The organism is Phytohabitans houttuyneae, assembly GCF_011764425.1.
Classification (GTDB): domain Bacteria; phylum Actinomycetota; class Actinomycetes; order Mycobacteriales; family Micromonosporaceae; genus Phytohabitans; species Phytohabitans houttuyneae.
Map to the genome: position 1 here is coordinate 3175042 of NZ_BLPF01000001.1, position 24970 is coordinate 3200011.

Here is a 24970-nt window from a genome sequence, read left to right on the forward strand (position 1 = left end):
GCCGGCCGCCGCCATCCAACGGCGGACGACCGACGACGGATACGGAGAGAGGTCATGCGGATCAGGACAGGTCTCGTGCTGGGGCTGCTGGTGGCCCTGAGCGCGGCCGGCTGCGGCGGAGGCGGTGGCAGCGGCGACGAGGTGGCCACGGCCGGCGGCAAGACGCCGGAACCGTCGGCGAGCGCGTCGGCGAGCGGCAAGGACGACCGGGACGCGATATTCGCGTACTCGAAGTGCATGCGCGAGAACGGCGTGCCGGAGTTTCCCGATCCGGAGGTGGGCGACCGCGGCGAGTTCCGGCTGTCGCTGCCGGAGGGGGTCGACAAGGCGAAGGTCGACGCCGCGCAGGAGAAGTGCAAGAAGCTCATGCCGAACGGCGGTGAGCCGATGAAGGTCGACGCCGAGCGGCTCGAACAGATGCGCAAGTACGCCAAGTGCATGCGCGAGAACGGCGTCCCGAAGTTTCCGGACCCGACCGAGGAAGGCGGCTTCGCGATCAACGGCGACGAGGTCGGCGACCCGCTCGGCCCGACGTTCAAGGCGGCCGAGGAGAAGTGCCGCTCCGTCATGCCCGGCCCCGACGGTGGCCGGAGCTTCACCGAAAAGAAGGGCGCGTGAGCGGGCGGCGCCGGCGCCGGACCGGCCGGGTGGTGGTCGCGGCGGGCGCGGTGGTGGTCGCCGGCGCGGTGGCGGCCACCGGGCTCGGCCTCGGCCTGCCGGGAGGCGACACGCCCAGCGAGGCGAGCAGCGACCTGCCGCCGGCCACTGCCGAGGTGACCCGCCAGACGCTGGTGGACACGCAGAGCGAGAGCGGTGAGCTGGGCTACGGCACCACGACGTCGGCGTCCGCCCGCTCGGGCGGCACGGTGACGGGCCTGCCGGCGACGGGGTCGGCGGTCAAACGGGGGCAGGCCCTCTACCGGCTGGACAACGCGCCGGTCGTGCTGCTGTACGGGTCGCTGCCCGCCTACCGCACGCTCGGGGTGGGCACGGAGGGCGCGGACGTGACCCAGTTCGAGAAGAACCTGCGCGCCCTCGGGTACGACGGCTTCACGGTGGACGACGAGTACTCCAGCGCGACCGCCTCGGCCGTGAAGGAGTGGCAGGAGGACCTGGGTCTGCCGGAGACCGGTTCGGTCGAGCTGGGCCGGGTGGTCTTCGCCGCCGGCGAGGTGCGGGTCGACAGCCACGACGCCGAGGTGGGCGAGGCCGTCCAGCCGGGCACGGCCGTGGTCTCCTACACGGGTACCGCCCGCGTGGTCACGGTCGAGCTGGAAGTCTCCGACCAGCGGCTGGCCCGCAAAGGCGCGCCGGTCGCGGTGACGCTGCCGGACGGCAAGCAGACCCGCGGCAGGATCGCCAGGACCGAGCTCGTCATCCAGCCGGCCGAGGGCAGGAGCCCGCGTCGACGACGGTTGAGGTGACCGTCTCGGTGGACGACGCCAAGTCGGTCGCCGGTCTCGACCAGGCGACGGTGGACGTCGCGTTCACCGCCTCGGAGCGGGAAAACGTGCTCACCGTGCCGGTCGCCGCGCTGCTCGCGCTCGCCGAGGGCGGCTACGGCGTACAGGTGTTCGACGGCACGGCCACCCGGATCGTGGCGGTGGAGACCGGCATGTTCGCCACCGGCCGGGTCGAGATCTCCGGCGACGGCATCGCCGAGGGTATGGCCGTGGGGATGCCCTCGTGAACGCGCTCGTCGAGCTGGACGCGGTGACCAAGGAGTACACCGGTGGTGTGGTCGCCGTACGCGGCGTCTCCCTGAGCGTCGGGTACGGCGAGGTGGCGGCGATCGTGGGTCCGTCCGGCTCGGGCAAGTCCACGATGCTGCATCTGATCGGCACGCTTGACCGACCGTCGGCGGGTGTCGTCCGGATCGACGGGTACGACGTGGCGGCACTCTCCGACCGCCAGCTGTCCGCGCTGCGGGCACGCCGGATCGGTTTCGTGTTCCAGCAGTTTCACCTCGCAAGTGGACAGTCCGCATTGGACAACGTCGCGGACGGCCTGCTCTACGCCGGCGTACCCATGAAGGAGCGCAAGCGGCGGGCGGAGTCCGCGCTGGACCGGGTGGGGCTGGCGCACCGCCTGGACCACCTGCCGCACGAGCTGTCCGGCGGCGAGCGGCAGCGCGTGGCGATCGCCAGGGCGGTCGCCGGCGAGCCCGCGCTGCTGCTCGCGGACGAGCCGACCGGCAACCTCGACTCGGCCTCGGGTGCCGGGGTGATGGCGCTGCTGCGCGAGCTGCACGCGTCCGGTACCACCGTCCTGGTCATCACCCACGACCGCGACATCGCGGCGAGCCTGCCCCGGCAGGTGTCCATGTTGGACGGGGCGGTGGTCTGAGTGGCGACGGTGCTCTCCCCCGCCCGGCTCGGCCCGCGAGACGTGGTGCGGGTCGGCGGTGCCGGGCTGCGGACGCGGCCGCTGCGGGCGTTCCTGTCGGCGCTCGGCATCGCGATCGGCATCGCCGCGATGACCGCCGTCGTCGGGATCTCCTCGTCCAGCCGGGCCGAGCTCGACCGCGAGCTGGCCGCGCTCGGCACCAACCTGCTGACCGTCGGGCCGGGCAAGACAATCTTCGGCGGGGACGCGACGCTGCCCACCGAGTCGGTGGCGATGGTGTCCCGCATCGGACCGGTGAGCGAGGTCGCGGCGACCGGAAAGGTTCCGGACACCAAGGTCTACCGCACCGACCGGATACCGGAGGCGGAGACCGGCGGCATGACCGTGCAGGCCGCCCACCTCGACCTGCTCGGCACGGTCGGCGCCACGCTCACCAGCGGCACGTGGCTGAACGCGGCGACGTCCCGCTACCCGGCCGCCGTGCTGGGCGCGGCGGCGGCCCGGCGGCTTGGCATCGGGGCGGCGGGCGCCGGCATCCAGGTGTACGTGGGCGGCAAGTGGTTCACCGTCATCGGCGTCCTCGACGAGGTGCCGCTCGCGCCCGAGCTTGACTCGGCGGTCCTCGTCGGGTGGGCGGCGGCGGAGTCCTATCTGGACTTCGACGGCCACCCCACTACCGTCTACACGCGCTCGGACGACGCGTCCGTCGAGGCGGTACGCGCCGTGCTCGCATCGACCGCCAACCCCGAGGCGCCCAACGAGGTGGAGGTCTCCCGGCCGTCCGAGGCCCTGGAGGCGCAGCGGGCGACCGACCGCGCGTTCACCGGGCTGCTGTTGGGTCTGGGCGCGGTGGCGCTGCTCGTGGGCGGGGTGGGAGTGGCCAACACGATGGTCATCTCCGTGCTGGAGCGGCGCGCCGAGATCGGCCTGCGCCGCTCGCTGGGTGCCACGCGCGGGCAGATCCGGGTCCAGTTTCTGGCCGAGTCGCTGCTGCTGTCGGCGCTCGGCGGGGCGGGTGGCGTGGTGCTGGGCATCGCGGTCACCACCGTGTACGCGAGCACCCGCTCGTGGCCCTCGGTGGTACCGGCGTGGGCGATGGCGGGTGGGGTGGGCGCGACGCTCGTGATCGGGGCGATCGCCGGCCTGTACCCGGCGATCCGCGCGGCCCGCCTCGCGCCGACGGAAGCGCTTGCCACACCCTGAGATCGCGGTGGCGCCGTGCCGGTACCTACCGGCGCGGTGCCGCTTCGAGCACTGCCCAGACGACCTTTCCGCCCTCGGTGGGCAGGCACCCCCAGCTCAGGGAGACGGTGTCCACCAGGGCCAGCCCACGCCCGGAGAGGGACGTCAGCGAGACCTCTCGTTGCAGCCTCGGCTCTTCGGAGCTGCCGTCCCGCACGGCGATCTGCAGGTACTGGTCACGCAGCGAGAGCCGGAGCGTCATCATCGTGTGCGCATGCGCGACGACGTTGTTGACGAGCTCGGTCACCACCGTGCACGCCGGCCCCAACAGCCCCGGGACCTCCCACTGGAAACACACCTCGGTGACGATCTCGCGGGCCCGCCGCCCGGCGCCGATAACGGGGAGCAGGTCTTCGCTGGCCATGGGCACGGCCGCACGGCGGACGAGCGAACGCACGCCGTCGGCGAGGCTTGGCAGCACGGGCATGCTGCCATCGATCGAGCGCTGCCGCAGCAGCTCGGCCGCTTCGCTCTGCGGGGCGCAGAGCACGAGCGGGACAGCCGGCCACCGCTCCGTCTGCCGGACCACCGCCGGGAAGACGGACAGCGCACTCGGCTCGGCGAGGCGCATTTCGGAGAGGTCGACGAGGACCGCCTCCGGCTGCTCGGCCAGACACTTGATAAGTGACGAACGGACCGCGGCCGCGCCTTTGACATCCAGGACTCCCACCACGCGCGCCAGCGCATACGCCTGGTGGTCGTCGATTAAACACTGGACGGCTGTCGGCATGGCACCTCGTTGTCCGCAGGGAGCCTCCCCGCGAGGTTACCCGCCGTTCGCCCCCGAAAACGTGGCGGCTGGCGGTCCGGGCGTGACCGTGGATCACCAAAAGGTGACGACCCCACCGCATTACCCGGATGCGACCGCACCGAAACGGTTAATGTGCCGCGCGGCGCTGCCCGCTGCCGCCGCATGTGCCCAGGTCAGCGCGGGCTGCGTGGGCGGCCGCGAGGGCGGGCTCCACCCCTTCGGCAACGGCACCGCCGCCACGACATCGCGTCCGACATGTCGCTCTGTGCCCAAGGGGCGTTACGGGTTTGCCCCCTCGGGTACGGTCCCTTGCGGAGGGATGGTCGATGACATACAACTTCGACCTCCGGGTGGAGATGCCGGGCGGTGGCACCGCGCGAGTCGTCATCAGTGGCGAGATCGACATGGCTGTCACAGAAACGCTCTCGGCGAGCATGTTCGGCGTTCTCCGCGCCGACGGGGTCCGATTGGTCGAGGTGGAGTTGTCCGCGGTGGGATTCATTGATGCCTGCGGTGTGGGCGCCCTGCTCGCGGCGCGCAACGACGCGCGCGGGCAGGGAAAGACGTTTGTGGTTTCCGGCGCGCGCGGCCTGCCGCGCCGCGTTCTGGAGATGACGGGTGTGCTGGGCGCGCTGGCCAGAAAGCCGGTCGGGGCGAGGTGATGCTCAAGCGGTTGCGGTGCACATTCGTTCACGAGCCACCGATGGCGGTGCTGCGCGTCGACGGGCAGCTGACCCTCCGGACGGCGACGCAGCTTCGCAGGGCTCTGCTCAAATGCCTTGCCGAGCAACCGATCGCGATCCTTGTCGACGTCTCCGGACTCACGGTCGAAGACGACATGAGCGTCACGGCGTTCATGGCGTCCGCGCGTCACGCGGCGGCCTGGCCCGGCGTGCCGCTGCTCATCTGCGCGCCCTCGCCCGGCATGCGGGCGGCATTGCGGCGGCTCCGTGCCGATCGGCACCTGACGCTCTGCACCGATCTCGACCACGGGCGCACGATGGCTGCGGCCCGCGTGCAGCCCGCACAGGTGCGCGACAGCTTTCCCGCCGCCGCGGCATCGGTGCGCGCCGCCCGCACCCTCGTCGCCGGCGCCTGCGAGCGCTGGCGGCTGCCGGTGGTGGCCGAGCCGGCACGCATCGTCACCACCGAGCTGGTCACCAACGCGGTGCGCCAGGCCGGTACCCCTATCGAGCTGACCGTCACCCGCGGCGGCCGCCACCTTCATCTCGCCGTTCGCGACTTCCACGGCCGGCGTTCGCGGCTCGTCACGACGGCGGACGAACCGACGCCCGGTGCAGCCGGATTTCCGCTCGTCGAGGCTGTCTCGTCAAGTTGGGGTTGCACTTTCCTGCCCGACGGTAAGGTCACGTGGGCAAGCCTTCATCTCACGGCACGTTCGCGTATCTGATCCGGTGGGATATTCCGCCAGCCAACTGGGTAGGAATCGCGAGTTCGCCCGCGCCCATTCGGGGCCGTGCCTTCAGGCTTCTGTCATTCAAGGAGGCGGTGATGCACTCGGAACAGGACACTGCCCAGCTGAACCTCGACGAGGAGGCGGCGCGGTATGGCGAACGCGCCGTACATGACCCGTCCGCTCGGGCGGAGTTCGTGGAGCTGTGCCTGCCCCTTGCCCATCGGCTCGCCCACCGCTACCGCGGAAGGGGTGAGCCGTTCGCGGACCTGGAGCAGGTAGCCCGCCTCGGCCTGGTCAAGGCGGTCGACCGGTATGACGCGGAACGCGGTTCCTTCACCGCGTTCGCGGTCATCACCATCCTGGGCGAGCTGCGCAAACACTTCCGTGACCGCACCTGGGGCGTGCGCGCGCCACGGCGGCTCCAGGACCTGGTCGTGCAGATCAGGCACGCGGGTTCGGACCTGACAAACACGCTGTCCCGCGCGCCCAGCACCACCGAGCTCGCGGATCGCCTGCACACCACCACCGACGAGGTGGACAAGGCGATGCTGTCGGCCGCCGGCTACACGTTGCTGTCGCTGAACGCGCCGGTCACCAGCCCGGGCTCCGGCGGCGGGACAGCCGAACGGGGCGACCTGATCGGCGAGGTCGACGGCGATCTGGCCGCGATCGACGACCGGCTCACCATCCAGTCCCTTCTGGACCGGCTGCCGGAACGCGAGCGGCAGATCCTCATCCTCCGCTTTTACGGCAACCTCACCCAGGTGGAGATCGCGCAGCGGTGCGGCATCTCGCAGATGCACGTGTCGCGGCTGCTTTCCAAGACGTTGACCTGGCTGCGCAACGCCATGCTCAGCGACACGCCACCGCACTGGGGCGATGTGGAGGAGGCGGGGCTTGTCGCGCCGCGCCTGCGGGTGACCACGACACCGGCGGGCGGCGGCACGCTGACCGTCGCGATCGGCGGCGAGGTCGACCGCGACAGCGCCGACGAGCTGCGCCAGGCCATCCTGAACGGGCTGGCGCGCCGCCCGAACACACTGCAGCTCGACCTTTCCGCGGTCCCGTTCATCGACGCGGCCGGGATCGCCGCACTTGTCTCGGGCTACCAGGAGTCGCGGCGGGCCGCCGTCGATCTGCGCCTGCGCGGCACCCAGCCGCACGTCCGGAGGATTCTCGCGATCGCACGGCTGCCCTATATGTAGAAGGGTGCAGCCCTCCTCGACCTCGCCGGTGACGTCCGGCGCGGCGGTCTCGTCTGGCGCGGTGGTCGAGGAGGTGCGCGGCGGCTGGTCGCGGGTTGTCCGCCGGGTGGCGGCCACGGCTGCGGGGCTCGCCGTCCTGGTCGCGGGGACGGCCCTCTGGGAGTACGGCCGGCGGGCCGGCGACACCGTGCCCGCCGACCCGGGCGACGTGGTGCTCTTCGCCACGTTCGGCCACTACGGCGGCGAAGCGTGGCTGCGCCGGCGGACCCGGCGTGGTGACCTTCGCTGGCGCCGCGCGCTGCCCCTGCCCGGTGGGACCCGTCCCGGCCTTGTCGCCCGGCGGTCCAGGCGGTCGCTGGCCATCGACGCCGTCGGCCTGTGCGGCCTCCTCGGCGGCACCCTTGTCTTCAGCGGCTCGGCCATAGACGGGTGGCTGGGGCGCATCACGACCGCGATATGCGTCGTGGCGCTGCCCTTGGCCGCGCTGGCGGTCTTCCAGCGGCTGCGCTGTCCCGTGCTCGTGGCGGTCACCTCACGGGGTGTCGTGGCCGAGGGTGAGGAGCTGCCCTGGGAGCTCATCACATCCGTGCGCCGCGGCAAGGACGGCGTGGACCTGCGCCTGCGTGAAGACGGCGAGGTGCGGCACGTCAGCGTGGGTGGCCACGAGTGCACCGTGTCCAACGAGCGCCTGGCCGATGTAATCGCGTACTACCTGGACACGCCGCACCGCCGCAGCACGCTCGACCTCAATGCGCCCGGACCTCTTCCAGCCGTCCGATGAGGAATGCGCGCTCGACCTCGTTGTCGGTCAGGGCCAGCGCCTCCTCGTACGCGTCCGCCGCCTCCGCCCAGCGCCGCAGCCGCCGCAGGAAGTCGGCCCGCACCGCGCTGAGGTAGCCGTAGGTGGCAAGTGCCGGGTCGGCGAGCAGTGGCGTCAGCGCGTCGAGCCCGGCGGCGGGCCCGTCCCGAAAGCCGAGCGCGACGGCGCGGTTGAGCTCGACCACCGGCGAGGGCCAGAGCTGGAGCAGCACGCCGTAGAGCGAGACGATCTCCGACCAGTCCGTCTCCTCCCACGCCTTCGCCTCGGCGTGCACGGCGGCGATTGCGGCCTCGACCGCGTACCTGGTCGGCGCCTGCCGGCGCAGCGCGTCGGTGAGCAGCGCGGTGCCTTCGCCGATCAGTCGGGTGTCCCAGCGGCTGCGGTCCTGTTCGGACAGGAGCAGCAGCCGCCCGCTGTCCGACAGGCGGGTGTCCGCACGCGACTCGACCAGCAGCAGCAGGGCGAGCAGGCCGGTGATCTCCGCTTCGTTCGGCATCAGGAGGTGCAGCATGCGGGCCAGCCGGATCGCGCTCCCGGTCAGGTCCCGCCGGACCAGCTGCGCACCGGTCGGCGCGGTGTGCCCGGTCGTGAAGATCAGGTGGACCACTTCCAGGACCGCGCTCAGCCGCTCGGCCAGCTGATCCGGCGCCGGCACCCGGTACGGGATGCGCGCCTTGGCGATCTTCTTCTTGGCGCGCGTGATCCGCGCGGCCATCGTCGCCTCCTGCACGAGGTAGGCCCGCGCCACCTCGGCCGTCGACAGCCCGCACACCAGCCGCAGCGTCAGCGCGACCTGGGCGTCCCGCCCGAGCGCCGGGTGGCAGCACGTGAAGATCAGCCGGAGCCGGTCGTCGTCCAGCCCGTCCTCCGGCCCGGGCACCGGCTCGTCGGACACGAGCAGGGGCATCGCCCGCCGGAAGGTTGACTCCCGCCGCAGGACGTCCCGCGCCCGGTTCCGCGCGATCGTGGTGAGCCAGGCTCCGGGCCGGTCCGGGATGCCCGTCCGCGGCCAGGTCAGCAGCGCCTGCGCGTACGCGTCCTGCGCGCACTCCTCCGCCAGGTCGAGATCCCGGGTCAGCTGCGCGGTGGTGGCGAAGACGCGCGCCCACTCGGCGCGGTGCGCCTCCGCCACCGCCTCGCTCACCGTGGTCATCCGTGATCGACGATCGGCCGGATCTCGACGCCGCTGTGGTCGGCGTGCACCTCGGGCAGGAGTGCGGCCAGGCCCATGACCTCGTCGAGGTCCGCGGCCTCCATCAGGTAGTAGCCGCCGACCGCCTCCTTGGCCTCCAGGAACGGGCCGTCCGTGGTGGTCACCCCGCCCACGCCATCGGTACGCAGCGTGGTCGCCATCGGCGCGAGCTCCAGCTCGTGCCCAGCGAGGACCCGCGACCCGGCTGCCTTGCTGAACGAGGCGTGCCCCGCCTCGAGCTCTTTGCGGTCCTCGGCGGTCATCGCGTCCCACCGCTGCGCGTCGCCGTAGATGAGGATCAGGTACTTGGCCATGTCAAAGTCCATTTCGTGACCGGCCCTCAGCGGGCCTCCTACCCTAACGACGAGCACGTCCCCCGCCAGATCGACAACACCGGCCTTCATTCGGCGAGCAACCGCCGGAGCCAGTCGGCGCGCGCCATGATCGCGGAACGAGAGATCGCCGCCTCAGGCGCGATTGCTTCGAACCCGTGGAAGCCACCCGGCCAGACGTGCAGCTCCGCCACGCCACCGCACTGCCAGATGCGGCTCGCGTACGCGACGGATTCGTCCCGGAACACCTCCGCCGAGCCGACCGCGATGTACGCAGGTGGCAGGCCGGACAGGTCCGCCTCGCGAGCCGGGGCGGCGTAGCTCGACACGTCGCTACCGCCTCGGCGGTCGCCGAGCAGAGCGTCCCAGCCGGTCTGGTTCGACGTCCGGTCCCACACCCCGATGCCGTCGATCTGCACGCTGGACACGGTGTCGTTGCGGTCGTCGAGCATCGGGTAGTCGAGCAGCTGGCCGAACAGCGCGGGACCTCCACGGTCGCGGGCCAGAAGCGCGACGCCGGCCGCCAGCCCGCCGCCGGCGCTGCGACCGCTGACGACGATGCGACCGGGATCGATGCCCAGCTCGGCCGCGTGCCGCGAGGTCCACACCAGGCCGGCGTAGCAGTCTTCGACCGGAGCCGGGTCGGGGTGCTCGGGCGCCAGCCGGTACTCCACCGACACCACCGCCAGCCGCAGCGGGGCGGCCAGGTCGAGCACCTTGTCGAGACCCATCCTGTGGTTGCCCATCACCATGCCGGCGCCGTGGATGTGGTAGATCGCCCCGACGGTGCCCGAGGCCGCCGCCGGGCGGCAGATCAGCAGCGTGATGTCCGGCGCGCCGTCCGGGCCGGGCACCCTCCGCTCCTCCACCGTGTACGTCCCGCCACGAGCCAGCGCCTCGTCCGGCAGCGGCGGCATCGCCGCGATCGCCTCGCGGGTGGGAGAGATCATGTCCGGGGTCATCGTTGCCGGAAGCGCCTCCCCGAACATCGCGAGCACGGCCGCGAGCTCCGGGTCGAACGGTGGCGCCTCGTGGTGGCTGGCTGGCATCGTCAGAGGTCCTTCCCGTCTCGCGGCTTCAGCCGGCCGTCGCCGTGGCGTACCGCGGGCGACCGCCGGGCCGGTAGACCTGGATGATCACTCCGCTCGGGGTGCTCCGGGTCTCGAGGAGCTCGAGCGCGGCGTCCGGGCCGGCCTCGGGAAACAGCCGCGTGCCCTGTCCGACGACCACCGGGACGGTGAGCAGGTTCATCTCGTCGACGAGCCGGTTGTCGAGCAGCCACCGGATCAGGGCGCCGCTGCCGTGCACCTGCAGCTCACCGCCGGGCTTGGCCTTCAGCTCCCGTACGGCCGCCGCGACGTCACCGGACAGGACCGTCGTATCCGCCCACTGCGGGTCGGTGATCGTGTTCGACGCGACGTACTTGGGGCGCGTGTTCAGCGCCGTCCAGATCGGGTTGTCCCCCGGGTCCGCCCACGTCCCCCACGAGGCGGCGAAGATCTCGTAGGTCTGCCGCCCGAACAGGAACGCGTCGGCCCTCGCGTACACCGCGTTCAGGAAGGCCCCGCCCTCGTCGTCCCAGAACGGCGCGACCCATCCGCCGCGCTCGAAGCCGCCCCTGCGGTCCTCGTCCGCCCCGCCGAGCCCCTGCATCACGCCGTCGACGGTGAGCATCGTGGTAGTGGTGATCTTCATGATCGTGGCCCTTCTCCAGCTCCGTGTGTGGCCGCCTCCTCAGGCCGCCTCTCACTGCCGCTACGAACGCCCCCACCCCGATCCGACAGGTTCCGCCGAGATTTCTTCGAGGAATCGCTGTTACCGCGGCGCCCCTCAGTCGACGAGAGCGCCGGCGGACAGGTTGGCGATGGTCCCGGTGATGGTCCGGGCTCGATCCGAGGCCAGGAACGCGGCCGTCTCCGCTATCTCGTTGAGCGTGGGCAGCCTCTTCAGAAGCGTCCCCTGTGCCAGCCCGCCTTCGAGGAACTCCTGGACCGACTGCCCCGCTCCGGCGGCCACCTGCGCGAAGAGGTCCTTGGTGTAGGAACCAACCGCCGGCGCATCCACGACAGCGTGCGGGCGGATGCCGATGACGCGAATGTTGCTGGGTGCCAGCTCCGCGGCCAGGACGCGCGAGAAGGCCTCCTTGCCGGCCGCGCTCACGCTGTGCCCCAGGATGCCGCCGACTGCCAGCTTGGCTCCCGGCTCGGAAAGGGTCAGGATGACGCCGGGACGCTCGCCGCCCATGTGCCGCGCCACAGCCTTGCTGGTGATGAAGAGCGTCCGCAGAAAGCCGTCGATCGGCCGCATGAACTCGTCCAGCGACAGGTCCGCCAGCAAGGTCCCCTGGTCGTGCATGACGCTCACGGCGTTGAGGGCGACGTCGATGCCCCCGGCCGTCTCGGCCACCACATCGGCGTGCTTCTCGACCGCACCCTGGTCGAAGACGTCGACCTGCGCGGTCTCCACCACCCCGCCTTCGGCCTCGATGTCCCGCGCCACCGCGTCGAGCTTCGCCTGCGTCCGCCCGGCGATGAAGACCCGTGCGCCTTCCCGGGCGAACACCCGCGCGACAGCGCCACCGATGGCGCCTCCGCCTCCGTAGATCACCGTGCTCTTGTTCTCGAGCAGCAACCCGCTCATGTGTGTCCTCCAGCGATGGGTTCCGACCGGCCGTGCCCGCAAACAGTAACCACGGTCAGTTGTTAAAAACAACTAGTCGCTGTGGTACTTTCAGACCAGGTCGGACGAGGAGGGGGCGGCCATGCCCACCAGCCGCAGCTACCGGGACGCGTGCGGGATCGCCCGCGCCCTCGACGTCGTCGGGGAGCGGTGGGCCCTCCTGGTCGTCCGCGAGCTGCTGTTGTCACCACAGCGCTTCTCGGAGCTGCGGCACGCCCTGCCCCACGTCAGCTCAAACCTGCTCGCCGACCGCCTCCGCGAGCTCGAGCACAACGGGGTGATCAGGCACAGCCCGGAAGGCCCGCGGGTCTACGAGCTGACCGAGTGGGGACGGAAGCTGGAGCCGATGCTGCTGGCCCTCGGCACCTGGGGAGTCGACGCCCCACAACCCCCGCAGCCGGCCGCGCTCAGCGCCTCTTCCGTGCTGATCTTCCTGCAGGGTGCCGGTCGCACCGACCCCGCGGCACCGCCCGCCACCTGCCGTCTCGAGCTCGACGGTCGCGTTTGGACGGTCCGCCTCGCGTCCGGGCGGGTCGAGGTCCAGCCCGGCGAGCCGGCGACGGCGGACGCCTCGCTCCGCGCGGAGCCCAAGACCCTCAGCGCCCTGCTGGACGACCCAGCCGCACTGACGGCCGCACGCGCCGACGGCAGCGTCGCCGTCGTGGGGGACCTGTCAGTCATCGACCGCCTGCTGCACGCGGTCGCCGGCCCACGCCTCGATGACACCTGAACCGATGAGTTTTCTCGCCGGGAGCGGTCATTAGGAAGAGGTGTCACGAAGGAGATGATCATCATGGCCAATCCGCCCGTTGTCGACCACGCGACCTGGCGCAAGGAGCTGGACGAGTTGCGCGCCCGCGAGAAGGCGGCGACCAGGGAGCTCGACGCGATCGCCGCGCAGCGACGAAGGCTGCCGATGGTGAGGATGCCCGAATACACCCTGGTCGGGGCCGAAGGTCCGGTCCGGCTCGTCGACATCTTCGCCGGCAAGTCGCAGTTGATCGTCTACAACCACATGTGGGACCCCGACGCCGAGTGGCAGTGTGGCGGCTGCACCAGCCTCACCTCGTCGTTCACCCGCCTCGGCTTCCTCGACAACTACGACGCCCGGTTCGTGATCGTCACCCAGGGCCCGATCGACGCGGCCCTCGCCTACGCCGAGCGCGTCGGCAACACGATGACGTGGTACTCCACGGCCGACAGCCCGTTCGGTGCGGACGTCGACGCACCACCCGGCGGCGGCTTCGCGCTGAACGTCTTCCTGCGCGACGGCGAGACGGTCTACCGCACCTGGCACACGTCCGGACGCGGAGTCGAACAGATCACTTACACGTTTCCCCTGGTCGATGTGTTGCCGTACGGGCGGCAGGAGGAGTGGCAGGACTCCCCGGAGGGCTGGCCGCAGAAGCCGACCTACAGCGGCTGGCTCGACTCCCCCGACGTCGCCCGGCTGTACGGCCGCGCGACCTGACACGTGGCTGACCGTCAGCTGGGCGCCTGGTCGGGTCGTACTGGCTCGCCGGGGCGGGTCTGCTGGACGGTGTGGTGCAGCGCCTCGATGAAGGCCGCGGTGGCGGGCGGATCCGGCGGGTCGCCGTAGGTGGCCAGGTAGACCCGCCGGCGAAAGTCGGGCAGTGGGGTGGCTTCGATGCCGGGTGCCCGGTGCGTGCGTAATGCGAGGCCGGGGATGGTGGTAACGCCCATGCCGGCGGCGACGAGGGCCTGCTCGACGATCACGTCGTCGCTGGTGTAAACGATCTGCGGGATGAAGCCCGCCTGCCCGCACGCGTCGACGAACTCGCGGCGGCAGTTTTCGCAGCCGGCGATCCACGCCGAGTCGCGATGGTCCAGCAGCGTCTGGCCCGGCTCGAGGCTGAGCAGGTGCATCGGGTCGTCGAACAGGTGCGTGACGCGGATGTCGTCCGGTGTGGTGTCGTCGTAGCGGAAGATGATGGCGGCGTCGATCTGCCCGTCGCGCAGCAGGTTCAACGCCACCTGCGGGTGGGCGTCGGCCAGGTGCAGCTCGATGCCGGGGTGGTCGCGGCGCAGGCGGGCGGCGGCGTGCGGCACAAGGGCGGCGAGCGCCGACTGGAAGCCGGCCACGCGGACCCGGCCGGTGCGCAGTCCCACCATCGCGGACAGCTCCGCGGCAGCGGTGTCGACCCGGCCGACGATCTCCGCGGCACGGCGCGCCAGGTGCTCACCCTCCGGCGTGAGCCGGATGCCCCGCCCGATGCGCTGCACGAGGCGGGCGCCGGTCTCGGCCTCCAGCCGGGCCAGATGGTGGCTGACCGCCGGCTGCGAGTACTTCAGATGCTTGGCGGCCTTGGTGACCGAGCCGTGCGCGGCGACAGCCGCGAGGATGCGTAGCCGCACGATATCCAGCATTCATCCATGTTAGTTATGGGTAGCCGCAGAAGTTGTCATTGGACGAATGAGTCTTGCTCGGTAGAGGCTGAACGGGACGGCTCCGCTTCCGACCGAGGAGGACGACATGGCGGGCACGCTTCTCCAGCAGACGCCTCCGGGCGGCTTCATCGCCGGCCCTACCGACGATCTCATCGCCGCGGTGCGCCAGGTGATCGGCATGCGGGCCGACTGGGCCCGGACCGCGGAACTCGTCGCCGATCAGCTCCGCGCACACCTGCCCGGCCCCGACGTCCTGACCCCCGCCCAGCGGCGCGGGCAACCCGACCGACCGGCTGGTCACGTCCTGCACGCCGAGCCGGACGGCACGTTCTCCATCCTCGGCCTGGTCTGGCGACCCGGTCAGACCACAAGGATTCACGACCACATCACCTGGTGCGTCGTGGGCGTCCTGCAGGGCGTCGAGCATGAAGATCTCTATGACGACCAGCTCAACCTCACCGGCACCCGCGAAAACCCCGTGGGCGAAGTCAGTGGCTTCGCCCGCCGGGCGACATCCACCGGATCCGCAACACCGGCGCCCGCACCGCCATCAGCCTGCACATCTACGGCACCGACATCACCCGGATCGGGTCCAGCGCCCGCCGCTACTACAACTGAGAGAAGGAGAACCACCATGCTCAAGCGAATGGACAACGTCCTCATCGTGGTCGACGACCTTGCGGCCACGATCGCGTTCTTCGTCGAACTCGGTATGGAGTTGGAGGGCCAGACAACAGTCGAGGGTGAATCGGTGGACAAGGTCGTCGGGCTCGACGGCGTCCGAGCGGACATCGCCATGGTGCGGACCCCGGACGGCCACAGCCGGGTCGAGCTGACGAAGTTCCACACGCCGGCGGCGATCAGCGGCGAGCCAAAGGACGCACCGGCGAACACGCTGGGCATGCGGCGCATCATGTTCGCGGTCGAGGACATCGAGGACGTAGTCGCCCGCCTGCGCACCCACGGCGCCGAACTCGTCGGTGAGCTGGTCCAGTACGAGAACAGCTACCGGCTCTGCAACGTCCGCGGCCCGGAGGGCATCGTCGTTGCCCTGGCCGAGCAGCTCAACTGACGGCCCGCCTCGACCCAAGCGCCAGGAGCGAAAAGCGTCAACGCGCCTGAGCGCCGCGCGTCCGGTCATCACCCTCGCCGCCGGCTTCGCCCTCAGCGTCTGCTCTCATGCCGTGCCCGGCATTGACCGTGACGCAGCACACACCATCACGGACCTGAATCCTCGGGGAAGAGGACGACCAATAGCGGGGCCGTTAGCGAGTGGATACAAAAACGCCCTCCCGGAGAATCTCCAGAAGGGCATCTCTGCTAGTAGCGGGGACAGGATTTGAACCTGCGACCTCTGGGTTATGAGCCCAGCGAGCTACCGAGCTGCTCCACCCCGCGTCGGCTCACCAACACTAGCGCACCCCTCCTCGTACCTGCAAAACGGGGCGGGCGTGGCGTGCCGCACGCGGGGTATTCGCAGCTCAGCCGCCCCCTGGGGTGGGTGATGGGGATGCGGGCGGCGGTGTCGCCGTGGCGGACGGGGTTGGGGTGGCGGTGTTGCCGGACGGGCGGTTGGCGGCGTCCAGGGCGGACTGGAACTCCGCCATCGCGTCGTCGAACGCCTTCAGCGCCTTGCCCTCGCGCTCGAAGTCGCCCGCGGCGCGCGCGGCCTTGACCTCGGCCCAGGCGGCCTCGACCTTGTCCGCCGCGGCGGCGAGCTCGGGTGTCAGCTGCTGGCCGGAGCCGGCGGGTGGCTGCTGGGGCGGGTTTTCACCCTCGGGCGGTGGTGGCGCCGCCCCCTGTTTGCCCTGGTCGACCAGCTCCTTGATGCCCTCTTGGAGGGTGTTGGCCAGCACGACGTACGAGCCGCCGTCGCCGTACGACATCAGGACCTTCTGCAGCACCGGATACGCGTTTTCCTGGTTGCTCTTTACGTACACCGGCTCGACGTAGAGCATGCCGCCGCCGAAGGGCAGGGACAGCAGGTTGCCGTACAGGACTTGGGCCTGGTTGGACGAGAGCAGGTTGAGGTCCTGTCTGATCTGGGCGTTGGTGTTGGTCATCCGTTGATGGACCTGCACCGGGCCCTGGACAGCGGTTTGGTCAGGCAGCTCCCAGACCTGCAGCTGTGGCTTGCCGTCCACATAGGAGCCGGAGATGAGCGCGGCCAGGTTCTGCCGGCCCAGTGGCGTTACGGCCGAGGTTATCTGGAACCGCGGCTCGTTCTGCTCGGGGAACTGGGTGAGCAGGTAGTACGGCGGCTGCTTCACGCCCGTGTCGGGCGCGTCCGGCGTGTTCGGCACCTCCCAGAAGTCCGAGCCGTTGAAGAACTCGCCCGGGTCGGTCACGTGGAAGCGGGCCAGCAGGTTGCGCTGCACCTTGAAGAGGTCGGCCGGGTAGCGGAAGTGCGCGGCCAGGTCCGGGGGATCTCCGCCTTCGGTGTGACGAGGTCGCCGCCGAAGGCCTTGTTCCACGCCTTGAGCACGGGGTCGGTGTCGTCGAACTCGTAGAGCCGCACCGTGCCGTCGTACGCGTCCACAGTGGCCTTGACGGAGTTGCGGATGTAGTTGACGTTTTCGCGGGCGAGCTGGAAGGTGCCCACGTTCGTCAGCTCGTCGGCGGTCTCCGTCTGGAGGTTGATCCGCTGGGCGTAGGGGTACGTGCCGGCGGTCGTGTAGCCGTCGAGGATCCACTGGATGCGGCCGTCGACCATGGCCGGGTAGGGGTCGCCGTCCATCGTCAGGAACGGGGCCACCTTCTCGACGCGGTCGCGCGGGTTGCGGACGTACAGCAGCTTGCTGTTGTCGTTGACGGCGTCGGAGAGCAGGAAGTTGGACTCCCGCTCCTTGATGCCGTAGAGCAGCCGCCGCATGAACGAGCCGATCTCGACGCCGCCCTCGCCCGTGTACGTGTAGTTGATGCCCTGGTCGCCGCTGGCGCCGGTGGGGCGGTCGTACTCGACGTTCCGCTCGGGGTCGGTCTGTCCCACGATCGCGTAGTCGGCGCCCTGCTGGCCGCCGCCCACCCGCTCGCCGTAGTAGATGCGCGGCTGCTCGACCTCGATCTGCTCGGTCTGCGAGGCGCACTGGTCGGGAGTGTTGTCATTGCCGAGGAAGCCGGAGACGAAGTAGGGCTGTCCGCCGCAGACCACCTGGTTGGCCGGTGCGCCGACCAGGCCGAAACCATGGGTGTACACGGTGTGGCGGTTGAGCCAGTTCCCCTGCTGCGCGGTCAGGCGGCTGTAATTGATCTCGCGGACGCCGACCACGTAGTCCTGGGTCTTGTTGTTGATCGTGTACCGGTCGATGTCGAGCTTCTGCCCGAAGTCGTAGAAGCCACGCACCTGCTGCAGCTGCGTGTACGACTGGGAGACGAGCTCAGGGTCGAGCAGGCGGATGTTGGGCACCACGGAGGTGTCGGTGGCCAGTGACGCCGGTGGCGTGAGGTTTGTGGCCGTGTACGCGTTCATGTCGGTGTCTTTCAGACCGAACGCTTGTCTCGTGGCGTTGATGCTCCGCTCTATGTACTCCCGCTCCTTGTCCCGCACGCTCGGGTTGACCTCGAAGGTCTGCACGGCCCACGGGTAGATGCCGCCGATCGCGACCGCCGAGATGGCCAGGAGCGCGAGGGAGACGCCGGGCCACACGAGGTTGCGCATGACCGCGTTGGAGAACACGATGATCGCGATCGCGACCACCACCGAGATGTAGGCCAGGATCTCCTTGGCCGGCAGCAGCGCGTTGATGTCGGCGTAGCCCGCGCCGTAAAGGTTGGGCGGGTCCTGCTCGAGCAGGAGGGCGCGCCGGTCCAGAACGTACGCGATGGCCTTGAGCAGCACGAACGCCGCCACCAGCGAGGTCAGGTGGGCCCGCGCGGCGGTCGTCATGCGGTCGCCGATGCCCTGCAGCCGCACGCCGCCGAAGATGTAGTGGACGGCCAGCGCGCCGAGCACCGAGAGCACGACCGCGGTGAAGCCGACGCCGAGCAGGTAGCGCCAGAACGGGTACTCGAAGACGTAGAAGCCGACGTTGATCCCGAACTCGGGGTCTTTCGCCTCGAACGGCATCGAGTTGCGGAAGAGCAGCCAGTCGCGCCACCGGCTCTGCCCGGAGAGGCCGGCGAAGAGGCCGATGATCACGGAGAGCACCGCGATCCAGGTGCCGATGCGAGGGCTGAGCACCATCCGGTACCGCTCGAGCGTCGCCTGCTCCGCCGAGTGGGGGCGCAGCAGCGGGCGCAGCCTGTACGCCAGGTAGAGGTTGCCGCCGACCACCACCGCCATGGCCAGGCCTATGGCGAAGAAGAGCAGGATCCGGGTGGTCAACACGCCGGTGTACACCTGCGTGTAGTCGACCTCGTCGAACCACAGCCAGTCGGTCCAGACCTCGACGGCCCAGCCCATCAATGTGAAGAGCAGAAAAACCCCGATGAGGACGCCAACAGTGACGCGGCCCCTCCGGCTCATTCTCGGCAGAGGACTGCTACGCATGACCACGGTATGCTCCGCACGTTTGATGTCTGATCCGCTCCGATCAGGCACCTACAGTACGGGGTGTTCCTGAAGGTCAGTCCCCTAGGTCAGCAGAGGGGTGGCTGACCGCCGGCACGCAGCGTTTCCAGGGCCGCGAGCGCCTCGTCAAGCGTGGACACCTTGATCAACGGGAGCCCGGGGCGGGCGTTGGCCTTGGCCTCCGTGCAGTTGTCGATCGGGGTCAGGAAGTACACGGCACCGGCCTCCTTGGCACCCACGAGCTTCTGGGCGATGCCGCCGATCGGGCCCACGTTGCCCTCGTCGTCGATGGTGCCGGTACCCGCGATGATCTTGCCGCCGGTGAGGTCTTCGGGCTCAATCTTGTCGATGATGCCCAGCGCGAACATCAGGCCCGCGCTCGGCCCGCCGATCTCAGCCAGGTCGATCTTGAGCTCGAACGGGTGTGGCTGCTTCGGCTCGATCTCCACCCCGATGCGCGGCGGCTCGTCCTCGGCCGCCCGCGTCGTGATCTTGGTGGTGGCCGGCTTGCCGCCGCGCGTGTACTCGATCGTCAGCGCCGTCCCGGCCGGCTTGGAGCGCACGAGCTCGGTGAGCTTTGGCGCGCTGGTCACCGGCTGGCCGTCGACCTTTGTGACAACGTCGCCGGCCTTGAGGATGCCGTCCGAAGGGCCGCCCGCGGTGACGTTCTTGATCGTGACCTGTACCGGATATCCCAGCTCGCGCAGCGCGGCGGTCTCCGCGCTGCTCTGCGAGGCCTTGAAGTCCTCGGCGTTGCGCTCCTCGACCTGCTGCTCGGTCTGGTCCGGCGGGTAGATCAGCTCCCGCGGGACCACCGCCTCCTCGTCGCTGAACCACCCCGCGATGGCGGAGAGCAGCTTCACGTCCGGCTGCACGCCCACCGTGGTCAGCCGCAGCTGCCCGGCGGACGTGGAGGTCTGGGTGCCGTTTACCTGGATGACCTCTTTGCCGTCCTCTTTACCCAGCGTGTCGACGGTGGGGCCGGGGCCGAGCACCACGTAGGGGATCGGGGCGGCCAGCACTCCCACACTCAGCAACGCCGTGATCAACGCGCCGAGGAGGACAGTGACACCGCGACGTCTCATGCGCGAAGCGTACCTACCCCGGTTTCACCCTGAGCTGACAGCGCGGGCACGGCGTGAGCCCAGGGCCGGGCGTACCGTTGGTCACGTGCCTGATATCCCGTTCGGCTTCGCTCTCCCGGGTGCCCAGCCGCCCGACCCCAACGATCCGCAGCAGATGCAGCAGTTCATGGCTCAGCTGCAGCAGCTGCTCGCGTCGCCGGGCAGCGGCCCGGTCAACTGGGATCTTGCCCGCCAGGTTGCGGTGAGTCACCTCGGCGCGACTGACCCGGCGGTCAACATATACGAGCGCAACGAGGTCGAGGAGGCACTCCGCCTGGCCGACCTGTGGCTCGAGCCGGCCGCGGCGCTCCCCTCGGGCATCCGCAACTCGGTCGCGTGGAACCGCAACGAGTGGATCTACAACACGCTCGACGTGTGGCGCAAGCTGTGCGACCCCGTCGCCGGCCGCATGGTCGCCGCGATGGGCGACCTCGTGCCGCCGGAGGCCCGCGCCCAGCTCGGCCCGATGCAGTCGATGGTCACCACGCTCGGTGGCGCGCTCTTCGGGGGCCAGCTGGGGCAGGCGCTCGGCTCACTCGCCGGCGAGGTGCTTTCCGCCGGCGACATCGGACTTCCGCTCGGACCGGCCGGCACGGCCGCGCTCGTCCCCGCCAACATCAAGGTGTACGGGGAGGGTCTCGAGCTGCCACTCGACGAGGTCCGCCTCTACGTGGCGCTGCGCGAGGCCGCTCACCAGCGCCTCTTCCAGCACGTCCCGTGGCTTCGGGGACACGTGCTGAGCGCCGTCGAGACGTACGCGGCGGGCATCACCGTCAACCGCGAGGCCATCGAAGAGGCGATGGGCCGCATCGACCCCACCAACCCGGAGTCGATGCAGGCGGTCGCGCTAGAGGGCATCTTCACTCCCGAGGACAGCCCGGCGCAGAAGGCGGCGCTGGCCCGGCTGGAGACCGCGCTCGCGCTGGTCGAGGGCTGGGTGTGCCACGTCGTCGACCAGGCCGCCGGCGACCGCCTCCCCAATGTCATCCGCCTCGGCGAGGCGTTCCGCCGCCGGCGCGCGGCGGGTGGGCCGGCGGAGCAGACGTTCGCCGCGCTGGTCGGCCTGGAGCTGCGCCCGCGGCGCCTCCGCGAGGCGGCCGCGCTGTGGGCGGCTCTGACCGAGCACCGCGGGACGGCTGGTCGTGACGCACTCTGGGGCCACCCGGACCTGCTGCCGTCGGAGGAAGACTTCGCCGACCCGCAGACGTTCGCAAGGTCCCAGCTGGACCTCGGCGATCTCGGCGACCTGGGTCTGTAGCCCTCGTTACGCGGACAGCAGCGCCCGCGTCGTCTCCCAGCCTTCGACGGCGGGGTCGAGTGTGGCCAGGTCGGCGGGGCCGCGAAGGCGCCGCCACCCGGGGCTCGACCCCACGTCCGGCAGGCTGGGCGCGGCCGACCGCACCGTGGTGATCGACCCGCCGTCCAGGTCGAAGGCGGGCAGCCAGTCCGGCGACGGAAGGCGCGACGCCACGCCCAGCAGCCCCGGCCCCGGGTCGGCGGGCGCGACCGCGAGTGGGCGGGTAGTGAGCGGTCGCAGCAGCTTGCCCACCAGCAGTCCGGGCAGGTCCGGCGCGTCGGCGGCCAGCGCGGCCGCCTGCTCGTGCCCATCCTTGGCCGCCGCCGCGAAGACCGCGCCGGCGGTGAGATCCGGTACCTCGTACACCGGCATGGAAGGCCATGCCACCGATTCGGCCAGCGTGCGGTCCTCGGCCAGCGCGGCGATGGCCGGCTCGACCTCATTGAGCGTGGCCAGCAGGTCGACGACGTCTTCGGCGAGCGCGGCGCGCCACGTCGCCAGGTCGACACCGGGCGGGCTCCAGGCCACCGGACCCAGCACCGCGATCACCACTCGCCTCGTCACGGTCACCAGGCTACTGGCCTACTCTTCCGGGGTGGCTGACTGCTTGTTCTGTGGCATCGTCTCGGGTTCGGTGCCGGGTTTCGTGGTGGCGGACGAGCCGGCGGGTTTCGCGTTCCTCGACACCAGGCCAGTCTTCAAGGGGCACACGCTCGTGGTGCCGCGCGACCACTCGGTGGTGCTCGCCGATCTCCCCGCCGATCAGCTCGCCCCCTTCTTCGGCCTGGTGCAGCGGATGTCCGTGGCGGTCGAGGAGGGTTTGGGCGCCGGCGGCACGTTCGTGGCGATGAACAACAAGGTGTCGCAGTCGGTGGCCCACCTGCACGTTCACGTGGTGCCGCGGACCAAGGGCGACGGCCTACGAGGTTTCTTCTGGCCGCGCACCAGGTACACGTCAGATGACGAGGCCCGCGAGTACGCGGGGAAGATCTCCGCCGCCCTGTCCTGACCCCCGGTAAGGGTTGACCCCCGCCGGTGTTGCAGACAGCGGAGAAAGGAGCGTGCAGTGTTTCTGCGGCGCATGAAGCTTGAAGTCCCCACTCCCGACCAGGCCCTGCCCGGTCGCTCGATCGAGATGCCGGTTGCCGACCGCCACACCGTGCTCGGCACCCCCCTGCGCGGCCCATGGCCGGCCGGCGCGGAGGTCGCGGTCTTCGGGATGGGCTGTTTCTGGGGCGCCGAGCGCTTGTTCTGGCGCCTGCCGGGTGTGATCTCGACCTCGGTCGGCTACGCGGGTGGCTCCACCCCAAACCCGACGTACGAGGAGGTCTGCTCCGGCATGACCGGCCACGCCGAGGTGGTCCAGGTCGTGTACGACCCGAGCAAGATCGGGTACGAGCAGCTGCTGAAGGTCTTCTGGGAGAACCACGACCCCACCCAGGGCATGCGGCAGGGCAACGACGTCGGCACCCAGTACCGCTCGACCATCTACACGACGACGGACGAGCAGCGCGTGGTGGCCGAGGCGTCGAAGGAGGCCTTCGCCCCGGTGGTGAAGCGCAGCGGCCGTGACGACATCACGACCGAGATCGCTCCGCTTGGTTCGTACTTTTATGCCGAGGACTATCACCAGCAGTATCTGTCAGACACCAAGAACCCGAACGGGTACTGCAACCACGGGCCCAACGGGATGACGTGCCCGATCGGTGTGGGCAAGGTCGAGTCCTGAGCCCTGGCCGGGCGCTTCCAGCCCGCCGTGACCGTGTGGCGAAATAGGCGTTGCCGATCTACCGGCGGGGTGGATAGCGTTGCGGTACACGGGAAGGGAGGTGGTCCAGCTTTGTGTAGCAATAGGACTCGTGAGGTGGCTGTCCGCTAGCCGCTGTCCTTGACACAGCACGTCGTCGAGACCGTGTGGCAGCGGTGCGGCGAATTCAAGTCAGCCACCCGACCCCCGGGGTGCCGGCCCAGTCCAGCCGGCCCGTGCGCGAGCGCATGGAAGCCCCGGGGGTCGCTTTATATCCGGGGCAGGCCGGGGCGAGGCGGAGGAGGGCGAGTGCGCGAGCTTGTCGTCCTCGGCACCGCCAGCCAGGTGCCCACCCGCCACCGCAACCACAACGGGTACCTGCTGCGCTGGGACAGCGAGGGCATCCTCTTCGACCCGGGCGAGGGCACCCAGCGCCAGATGCTCCGGGCCGGCGTCGCTGTCTCGGACCTCACGCGTATCTGCGTGACCCACTTCCACGGCGACCACAGCCTCGGGCTGCCGGGTGTGATCCAGCGCATCTCACTCGACCGGGTGCCGCACCCGGTGACCGCACACTTTCCGGCGGGCGGCGCGCACTTCTTCGCCCGGCTGCGGCACGCGACAAGCTTCTACGACCACGCCGACATCCGCGAGGCGCCGGTCACCGGCGACGGGCCGATCGCCGCGGGGCTCGAAGCCCGCCGGCTTCACCACTCGGTCGAGACCTACGGGTACCGGCTCACCGAGCCCGACGGGCGCCGCATGCTGCCGGAGCGGCTGGCGGCGTTCGGCATCGCCGGCCCGGCCGTCGGGGAGCTGATACGCCAGGGCGGCCTCGACGTCCACGGGCGGCGCGTCACGCTCGACGAGGTGAGCGCGCCTCGGCCGGGGCAGAAGTTTGCGTTCGTCATGGACACCGGGCTGTGCGACAACGTGTTCGCGCTGGCTCAGGGTGTCGACATGCTCGTCATCGAGGCCACTTTCCTGACCGAGGACGCCGCGATGGCCGCGCAGGTCGGCCACCTGACCGCGGCCCAGGCCGCGCGGGTCGCCACCGAGTCGGGGGTACGGCGCCTCGTGCTCACCCACTTCTCACAGCGCTACGACGATCCGGCGCGGTTCGAGGCCGAGGCTCGCGAACACTTCGACGGCGACATGGTGATAGCCGAAGACCTGATGAGAGTGCCGGTGCCGCCGCGGCGCCAGATAGCCTCGGAACAATGGCGTTCACGATCCGATCCGCGGGTGAGCGGGACCTGACCGCCGTCGGGACCTTGCACTACCGGTCGCGCGCGGCCGCGTATTCCGGCTTTCTCCCCGCCGAGGCGCTCGAGGCCGTGCCCGCGTCGAGCATGGCGGACTACTGGGTCGAGCGCTGGCGGTACGAGCGGGACAACCACCAGCTGACCGTCGCCACCGAGGAGGGCGAGGTCGTCGGCTTCACCTACCTGGGGCCGGACGAGGAGCCGGACACCGGCATCCTGCACGCGATCCACGTCTCGCCGGACGTGCAGGGTCGCGGGGTGGGCGGGGCGCTGATGGCCGACGCGCTGGAAAAGCTCGCCGCGGGCGGGTGGCGCCGCGCCGTGCTGTGGGTACTGGCGGACAACGCTCACGCGCGCGGCTTCTACGAGCGCGGCGGCTGGGCGCCCGACGGCGTGCGCCGCGACGACTTCATCGGCCCGGCGCTGGTGCACCAGGTGCGCTACGCGAGGCCCCTCTAGGGCTTGTCCCGCGGGCCCGGCAGCGGAGGTCGGGGATCTCGGCGAGCGCCAAGCTCGCCGCCGACCGCAACGGTGCCCGCGGGAAAGCACCCAAAGAAAACGCTCCGCTGCGCTCCACGTTCCCCCGGGGCCTGCGTATGCGGTCCGCAGGTGAGGCGGACGTGGGCGAAGAATT

Annotated in this window: 26 protein-coding genes, 1 tRNA gene and 1 pseudogene; 17 read left to right on the forward strand and 11 right to left on the reverse strand. The window is 70.4% G+C overall.

Annotated elements, in window-relative coordinates:
• Positions 1–54: 54 nt before the first annotated feature.
• Genes Phou_RS13990 through Phou_RS14005 form a run of 5 tightly spaced genes read left to right on the forward strand, consistent with a single transcriptional unit; the run spans position 55 to position 3549 of the window.
• Positions 55–618, forward strand: coding sequence for a hypothetical protein (locus Phou_RS13990; RefSeq protein WP_173056452.1), 564 nt, complete (start codon positions 55–57; stop codon positions 616–618).
• Complete coding sequence (locus tag Phou_RS13995) at positions 615–1424, forward strand: peptidoglycan-binding domain-containing protein (protein WP_218579017.1); 810 nt, start codon at positions 615–617, stop codon at positions 1422–1424. Before Phou_RS13990 ends, Phou_RS13995 begins: the two co-directional genes overlap by 4 nt.
• A complete protein-coding gene (locus Phou_RS51095) occupies positions 1421–1690 on the forward strand; it encodes a hypothetical protein (RefSeq protein ID WP_218579018.1) in 270 nt (89 codons plus the stop codon). Before Phou_RS13995 ends, Phou_RS51095 begins: the two co-directional genes overlap by 4 nt.
• Complete coding sequence (locus tag Phou_RS14000) at positions 1687–2346, forward strand: ABC transporter ATP-binding protein (RefSeq protein WP_173056453.1); 660 nt, start codon at positions 1687–1689, stop codon at positions 2344–2346. The genes Phou_RS51095 and Phou_RS14000 overlap by 4 nt, the downstream gene beginning before the upstream one ends.
• A complete protein-coding gene (locus Phou_RS14005) occupies positions 2347–3549 on the forward strand; it encodes an ABC transporter permease (RefSeq protein WP_246273539.1) in 1203 nt (400 codons plus the stop codon).
• 25 nt (positions 3550–3574) lie between these two features.
• Here the strand turns inward: Phou_RS14005 and Phou_RS14010 are convergent, their stop codons facing one another.
• The gene (locus tag Phou_RS14010) at positions 3575–4318 is read right to left on the reverse strand and encodes an ATP-binding protein (RefSeq protein ID WP_173056454.1); all 744 of its coding nucleotides are present in this window, start codon (positions 4316–4318) and stop codon (positions 3575–3577) included.
• A gap of 347 nt (positions 4319–4665) precedes the next feature.
• On the opposite strand from Phou_RS14010, the gene Phou_RS14015 reads away from it, so the two are divergent.
• The 4 genes from Phou_RS14015 to Phou_RS14030 all read left to right on the forward strand — a co-directional run bounded on the left by Phou_RS14015 (position 4666) and on the right by Phou_RS14030 (position 7742).
• Positions 4666–5001, forward strand: coding sequence for an STAS domain-containing protein (locus Phou_RS14015; RefSeq protein WP_173056455.1), 336 nt, complete (start codon positions 4666–4668; stop codon positions 4999–5001).
• Between the two features lie 41 nt (positions 5002–5042).
• Positions 5043–5750: an STAS domain-containing protein gene (locus Phou_RS14020; protein WP_173056456.1), complete on the forward strand. Its 708-nt coding sequence runs from the start codon at positions 5043–5045 to the stop codon at positions 5748–5750.
• A 101-nt stretch (positions 5751–5851) separates the two neighbouring features.
• On the forward strand, positions 5852–6961 hold the full coding sequence (locus Phou_RS14025) for a SigB/SigF/SigG family RNA polymerase sigma factor (RefSeq protein WP_173056457.1): 1110 nt from the start codon (positions 5852–5854) through the stop codon (positions 6959–6961).
• Between the two features lie 4 nt (positions 6962–6965).
• Complete coding sequence (locus Phou_RS14030) at positions 6966–7742, forward strand: hypothetical protein (RefSeq protein WP_173056458.1); 777 nt, start codon at positions 6966–6968, stop codon at positions 7740–7742.
• Here Phou_RS14030 and Phou_RS14035 read toward each other — a convergent pair.
• From Phou_RS14035 to Phou_RS14055, 5 genes are all read right to left on the reverse strand, one after another.
• Positions 7708–8934, reverse strand: a complete 1227-nt coding sequence (locus tag Phou_RS14035) for an RNA polymerase sigma factor (protein WP_173056459.1) — start codon at positions 8932–8934, stop codon at positions 7708–7710. The two genes, Phou_RS14030 and Phou_RS14035, sit on opposite strands and share 35 nt — an antisense overlap.
• Positions 8931–9287: a YciI family protein gene (locus tag Phou_RS14040; RefSeq protein ID WP_173056460.1), complete on the reverse strand. Its 357-nt coding sequence runs from the start codon at positions 9285–9287 to the stop codon at positions 8931–8933. The genes Phou_RS14035 and Phou_RS14040 overlap by 4 nt, the downstream gene beginning before the upstream one ends.
• A gap of 86 nt (positions 9288–9373) precedes the next feature.
• Positions 9374–10354: an alpha/beta hydrolase gene (locus Phou_RS14045; protein ID WP_173056461.1), complete on the reverse strand. Its 981-nt coding sequence runs from the start codon at positions 10352–10354 to the stop codon at positions 9374–9376.
• Between the two features lie 28 nt (positions 10355–10382).
• Entirely contained in the window at positions 10383–11000 is a 618-nt protein-coding gene (locus Phou_RS14050; RefSeq protein ID WP_173056462.1) for a dihydrofolate reductase family protein, read from the reverse strand.
• Positions 11001–11135: 135 nt separating this feature from the next.
• On the reverse strand, positions 11136–11987 hold the full coding sequence (locus tag Phou_RS14055; protein ID WP_246273540.1) for an SDR family NAD(P)-dependent oxidoreductase: 852 nt from the start codon (positions 11985–11987) through the stop codon (positions 11136–11138).
• 79 nt (positions 11988–12066) lie between these two features.
• On the opposite strand from Phou_RS14055, the gene Phou_RS14060 reads away from it, so the two are divergent.
• Positions 12067–12714 (forward strand): winged helix-turn-helix transcriptional regulator, encoded by a 648-nt coding sequence (locus Phou_RS14060; protein ID WP_173056463.1) that lies wholly within the window; start codon positions 12067–12069, stop codon positions 12712–12714.
• A 63-nt stretch (positions 12715–12777) separates the two neighbouring features.
• Positions 12778–13455, forward strand: coding sequence for a DUF899 domain-containing protein (locus Phou_RS14065; RefSeq protein WP_218579019.1), 678 nt, complete (start codon positions 12778–12780; stop codon positions 13453–13455).
• Between the two features lie 14 nt (positions 13456–13469).
• On the opposite strand, the gene Phou_RS14070 is transcribed toward Phou_RS14065, so the two are convergent.
• The gene (locus Phou_RS14070; protein WP_173056465.1) at positions 13470–14372 is read right to left on the reverse strand and encodes a LysR family transcriptional regulator; all 903 of its coding nucleotides are present in this window, start codon (positions 14370–14372) and stop codon (positions 13470–13472) included.
• A 106-nt stretch (positions 14373–14478) separates the two neighbouring features.
• On the opposite strand from Phou_RS14070, the gene Phou_RS52605 reads away from it, so the two are divergent.
• Positions 14479–15465, forward strand: coding sequence for a VOC family protein (locus tag Phou_RS52605; RefSeq protein WP_246273541.1), 987 nt, complete (start codon positions 14479–14481; stop codon positions 15463–15465).
• A gap of 252 nt (positions 15466–15717) precedes the next feature.
• Here the strand turns inward: Phou_RS52605 and Phou_RS14085 are convergent.
• From Phou_RS14085 to Phou_RS14095, 3 genes and pseudogenes are all read right to left on the reverse strand, one after another.
• Positions 15718–15791: transfer RNA gene (locus Phou_RS14085), tRNA-Met, on the reverse strand.
• Positions 15792–15874: 83 nt separating this feature from the next.
• A pseudogene (locus Phou_RS14090) lies at positions 15875–18882 on the reverse strand (UPF0182 family membrane protein).
• An 89-nt stretch (positions 18883–18971) separates the two neighbouring features.
• Positions 18972–19988: a YlbL family protein gene (locus tag Phou_RS14095; protein WP_173056466.1), complete on the reverse strand. Its 1017-nt coding sequence runs from the start codon at positions 19986–19988 to the stop codon at positions 18972–18974.
• An 85-nt stretch (positions 19989–20073) separates the two neighbouring features.
• Here Phou_RS14095 and Phou_RS14100 point away from each other — a divergent pair, with 85 nt between their 5' ends.
• Positions 20074–21285: a zinc-dependent metalloprotease gene (locus tag Phou_RS14100; RefSeq protein ID WP_173056467.1), complete on the forward strand. Its 1212-nt coding sequence runs from the start codon at positions 20074–20076 to the stop codon at positions 21283–21285.
• A 6-nt stretch (positions 21286–21291) separates the two neighbouring features.
• Here Phou_RS14100 and Phou_RS14105 read toward each other — a convergent pair whose 3' ends face one another.
• The gene (locus tag Phou_RS14105; RefSeq protein ID WP_173056468.1) at positions 21292–21888 is read right to left on the reverse strand and encodes a hypothetical protein; all 597 of its coding nucleotides are present in this window, start codon (positions 21886–21888) and stop codon (positions 21292–21294) included.
• 43 nt (positions 21889–21931) lie between these two features.
• Between Phou_RS14105 and Phou_RS14110 the strand changes: the two genes are divergently transcribed.
• The 4 genes from Phou_RS14110 to Phou_RS14125 all read left to right on the forward strand — a co-directional run bounded on the left by Phou_RS14110 (position 21932) and on the right by Phou_RS14125 (position 24795).
• Positions 21932–22333: an HIT family protein gene (locus Phou_RS14110; RefSeq protein ID WP_173058366.1), complete on the forward strand. Its 402-nt coding sequence runs from the start codon at positions 21932–21934 to the stop codon at positions 22331–22333.
• Positions 22334–22390: 57 nt separating this feature from the next.
• Positions 22391–23053 (forward strand): peptide-methionine (S)-S-oxide reductase MsrA, encoded by a 663-nt coding sequence (gene msrA / locus Phou_RS14115; RefSeq protein WP_173056469.1) that lies wholly within the window; start codon positions 22391–22393, stop codon positions 23051–23053.
• A 327-nt stretch (positions 23054–23380) separates the two neighbouring features.
• Entirely contained in the window at positions 23381–24331 is a 951-nt protein-coding gene (locus tag Phou_RS14120) for a ribonuclease Z (RefSeq protein ID WP_173056470.1), read from the forward strand.
• Entirely contained in the window at positions 24292–24795 is a 504-nt protein-coding gene (locus Phou_RS14125) for a GNAT family N-acetyltransferase (protein WP_173056471.1), read from the forward strand. The genes Phou_RS14120 and Phou_RS14125 overlap by 40 nt, the downstream gene beginning before the upstream one ends.
• The last annotated feature ends 175 nt before the right edge of the window (positions 24796–24970 follow it).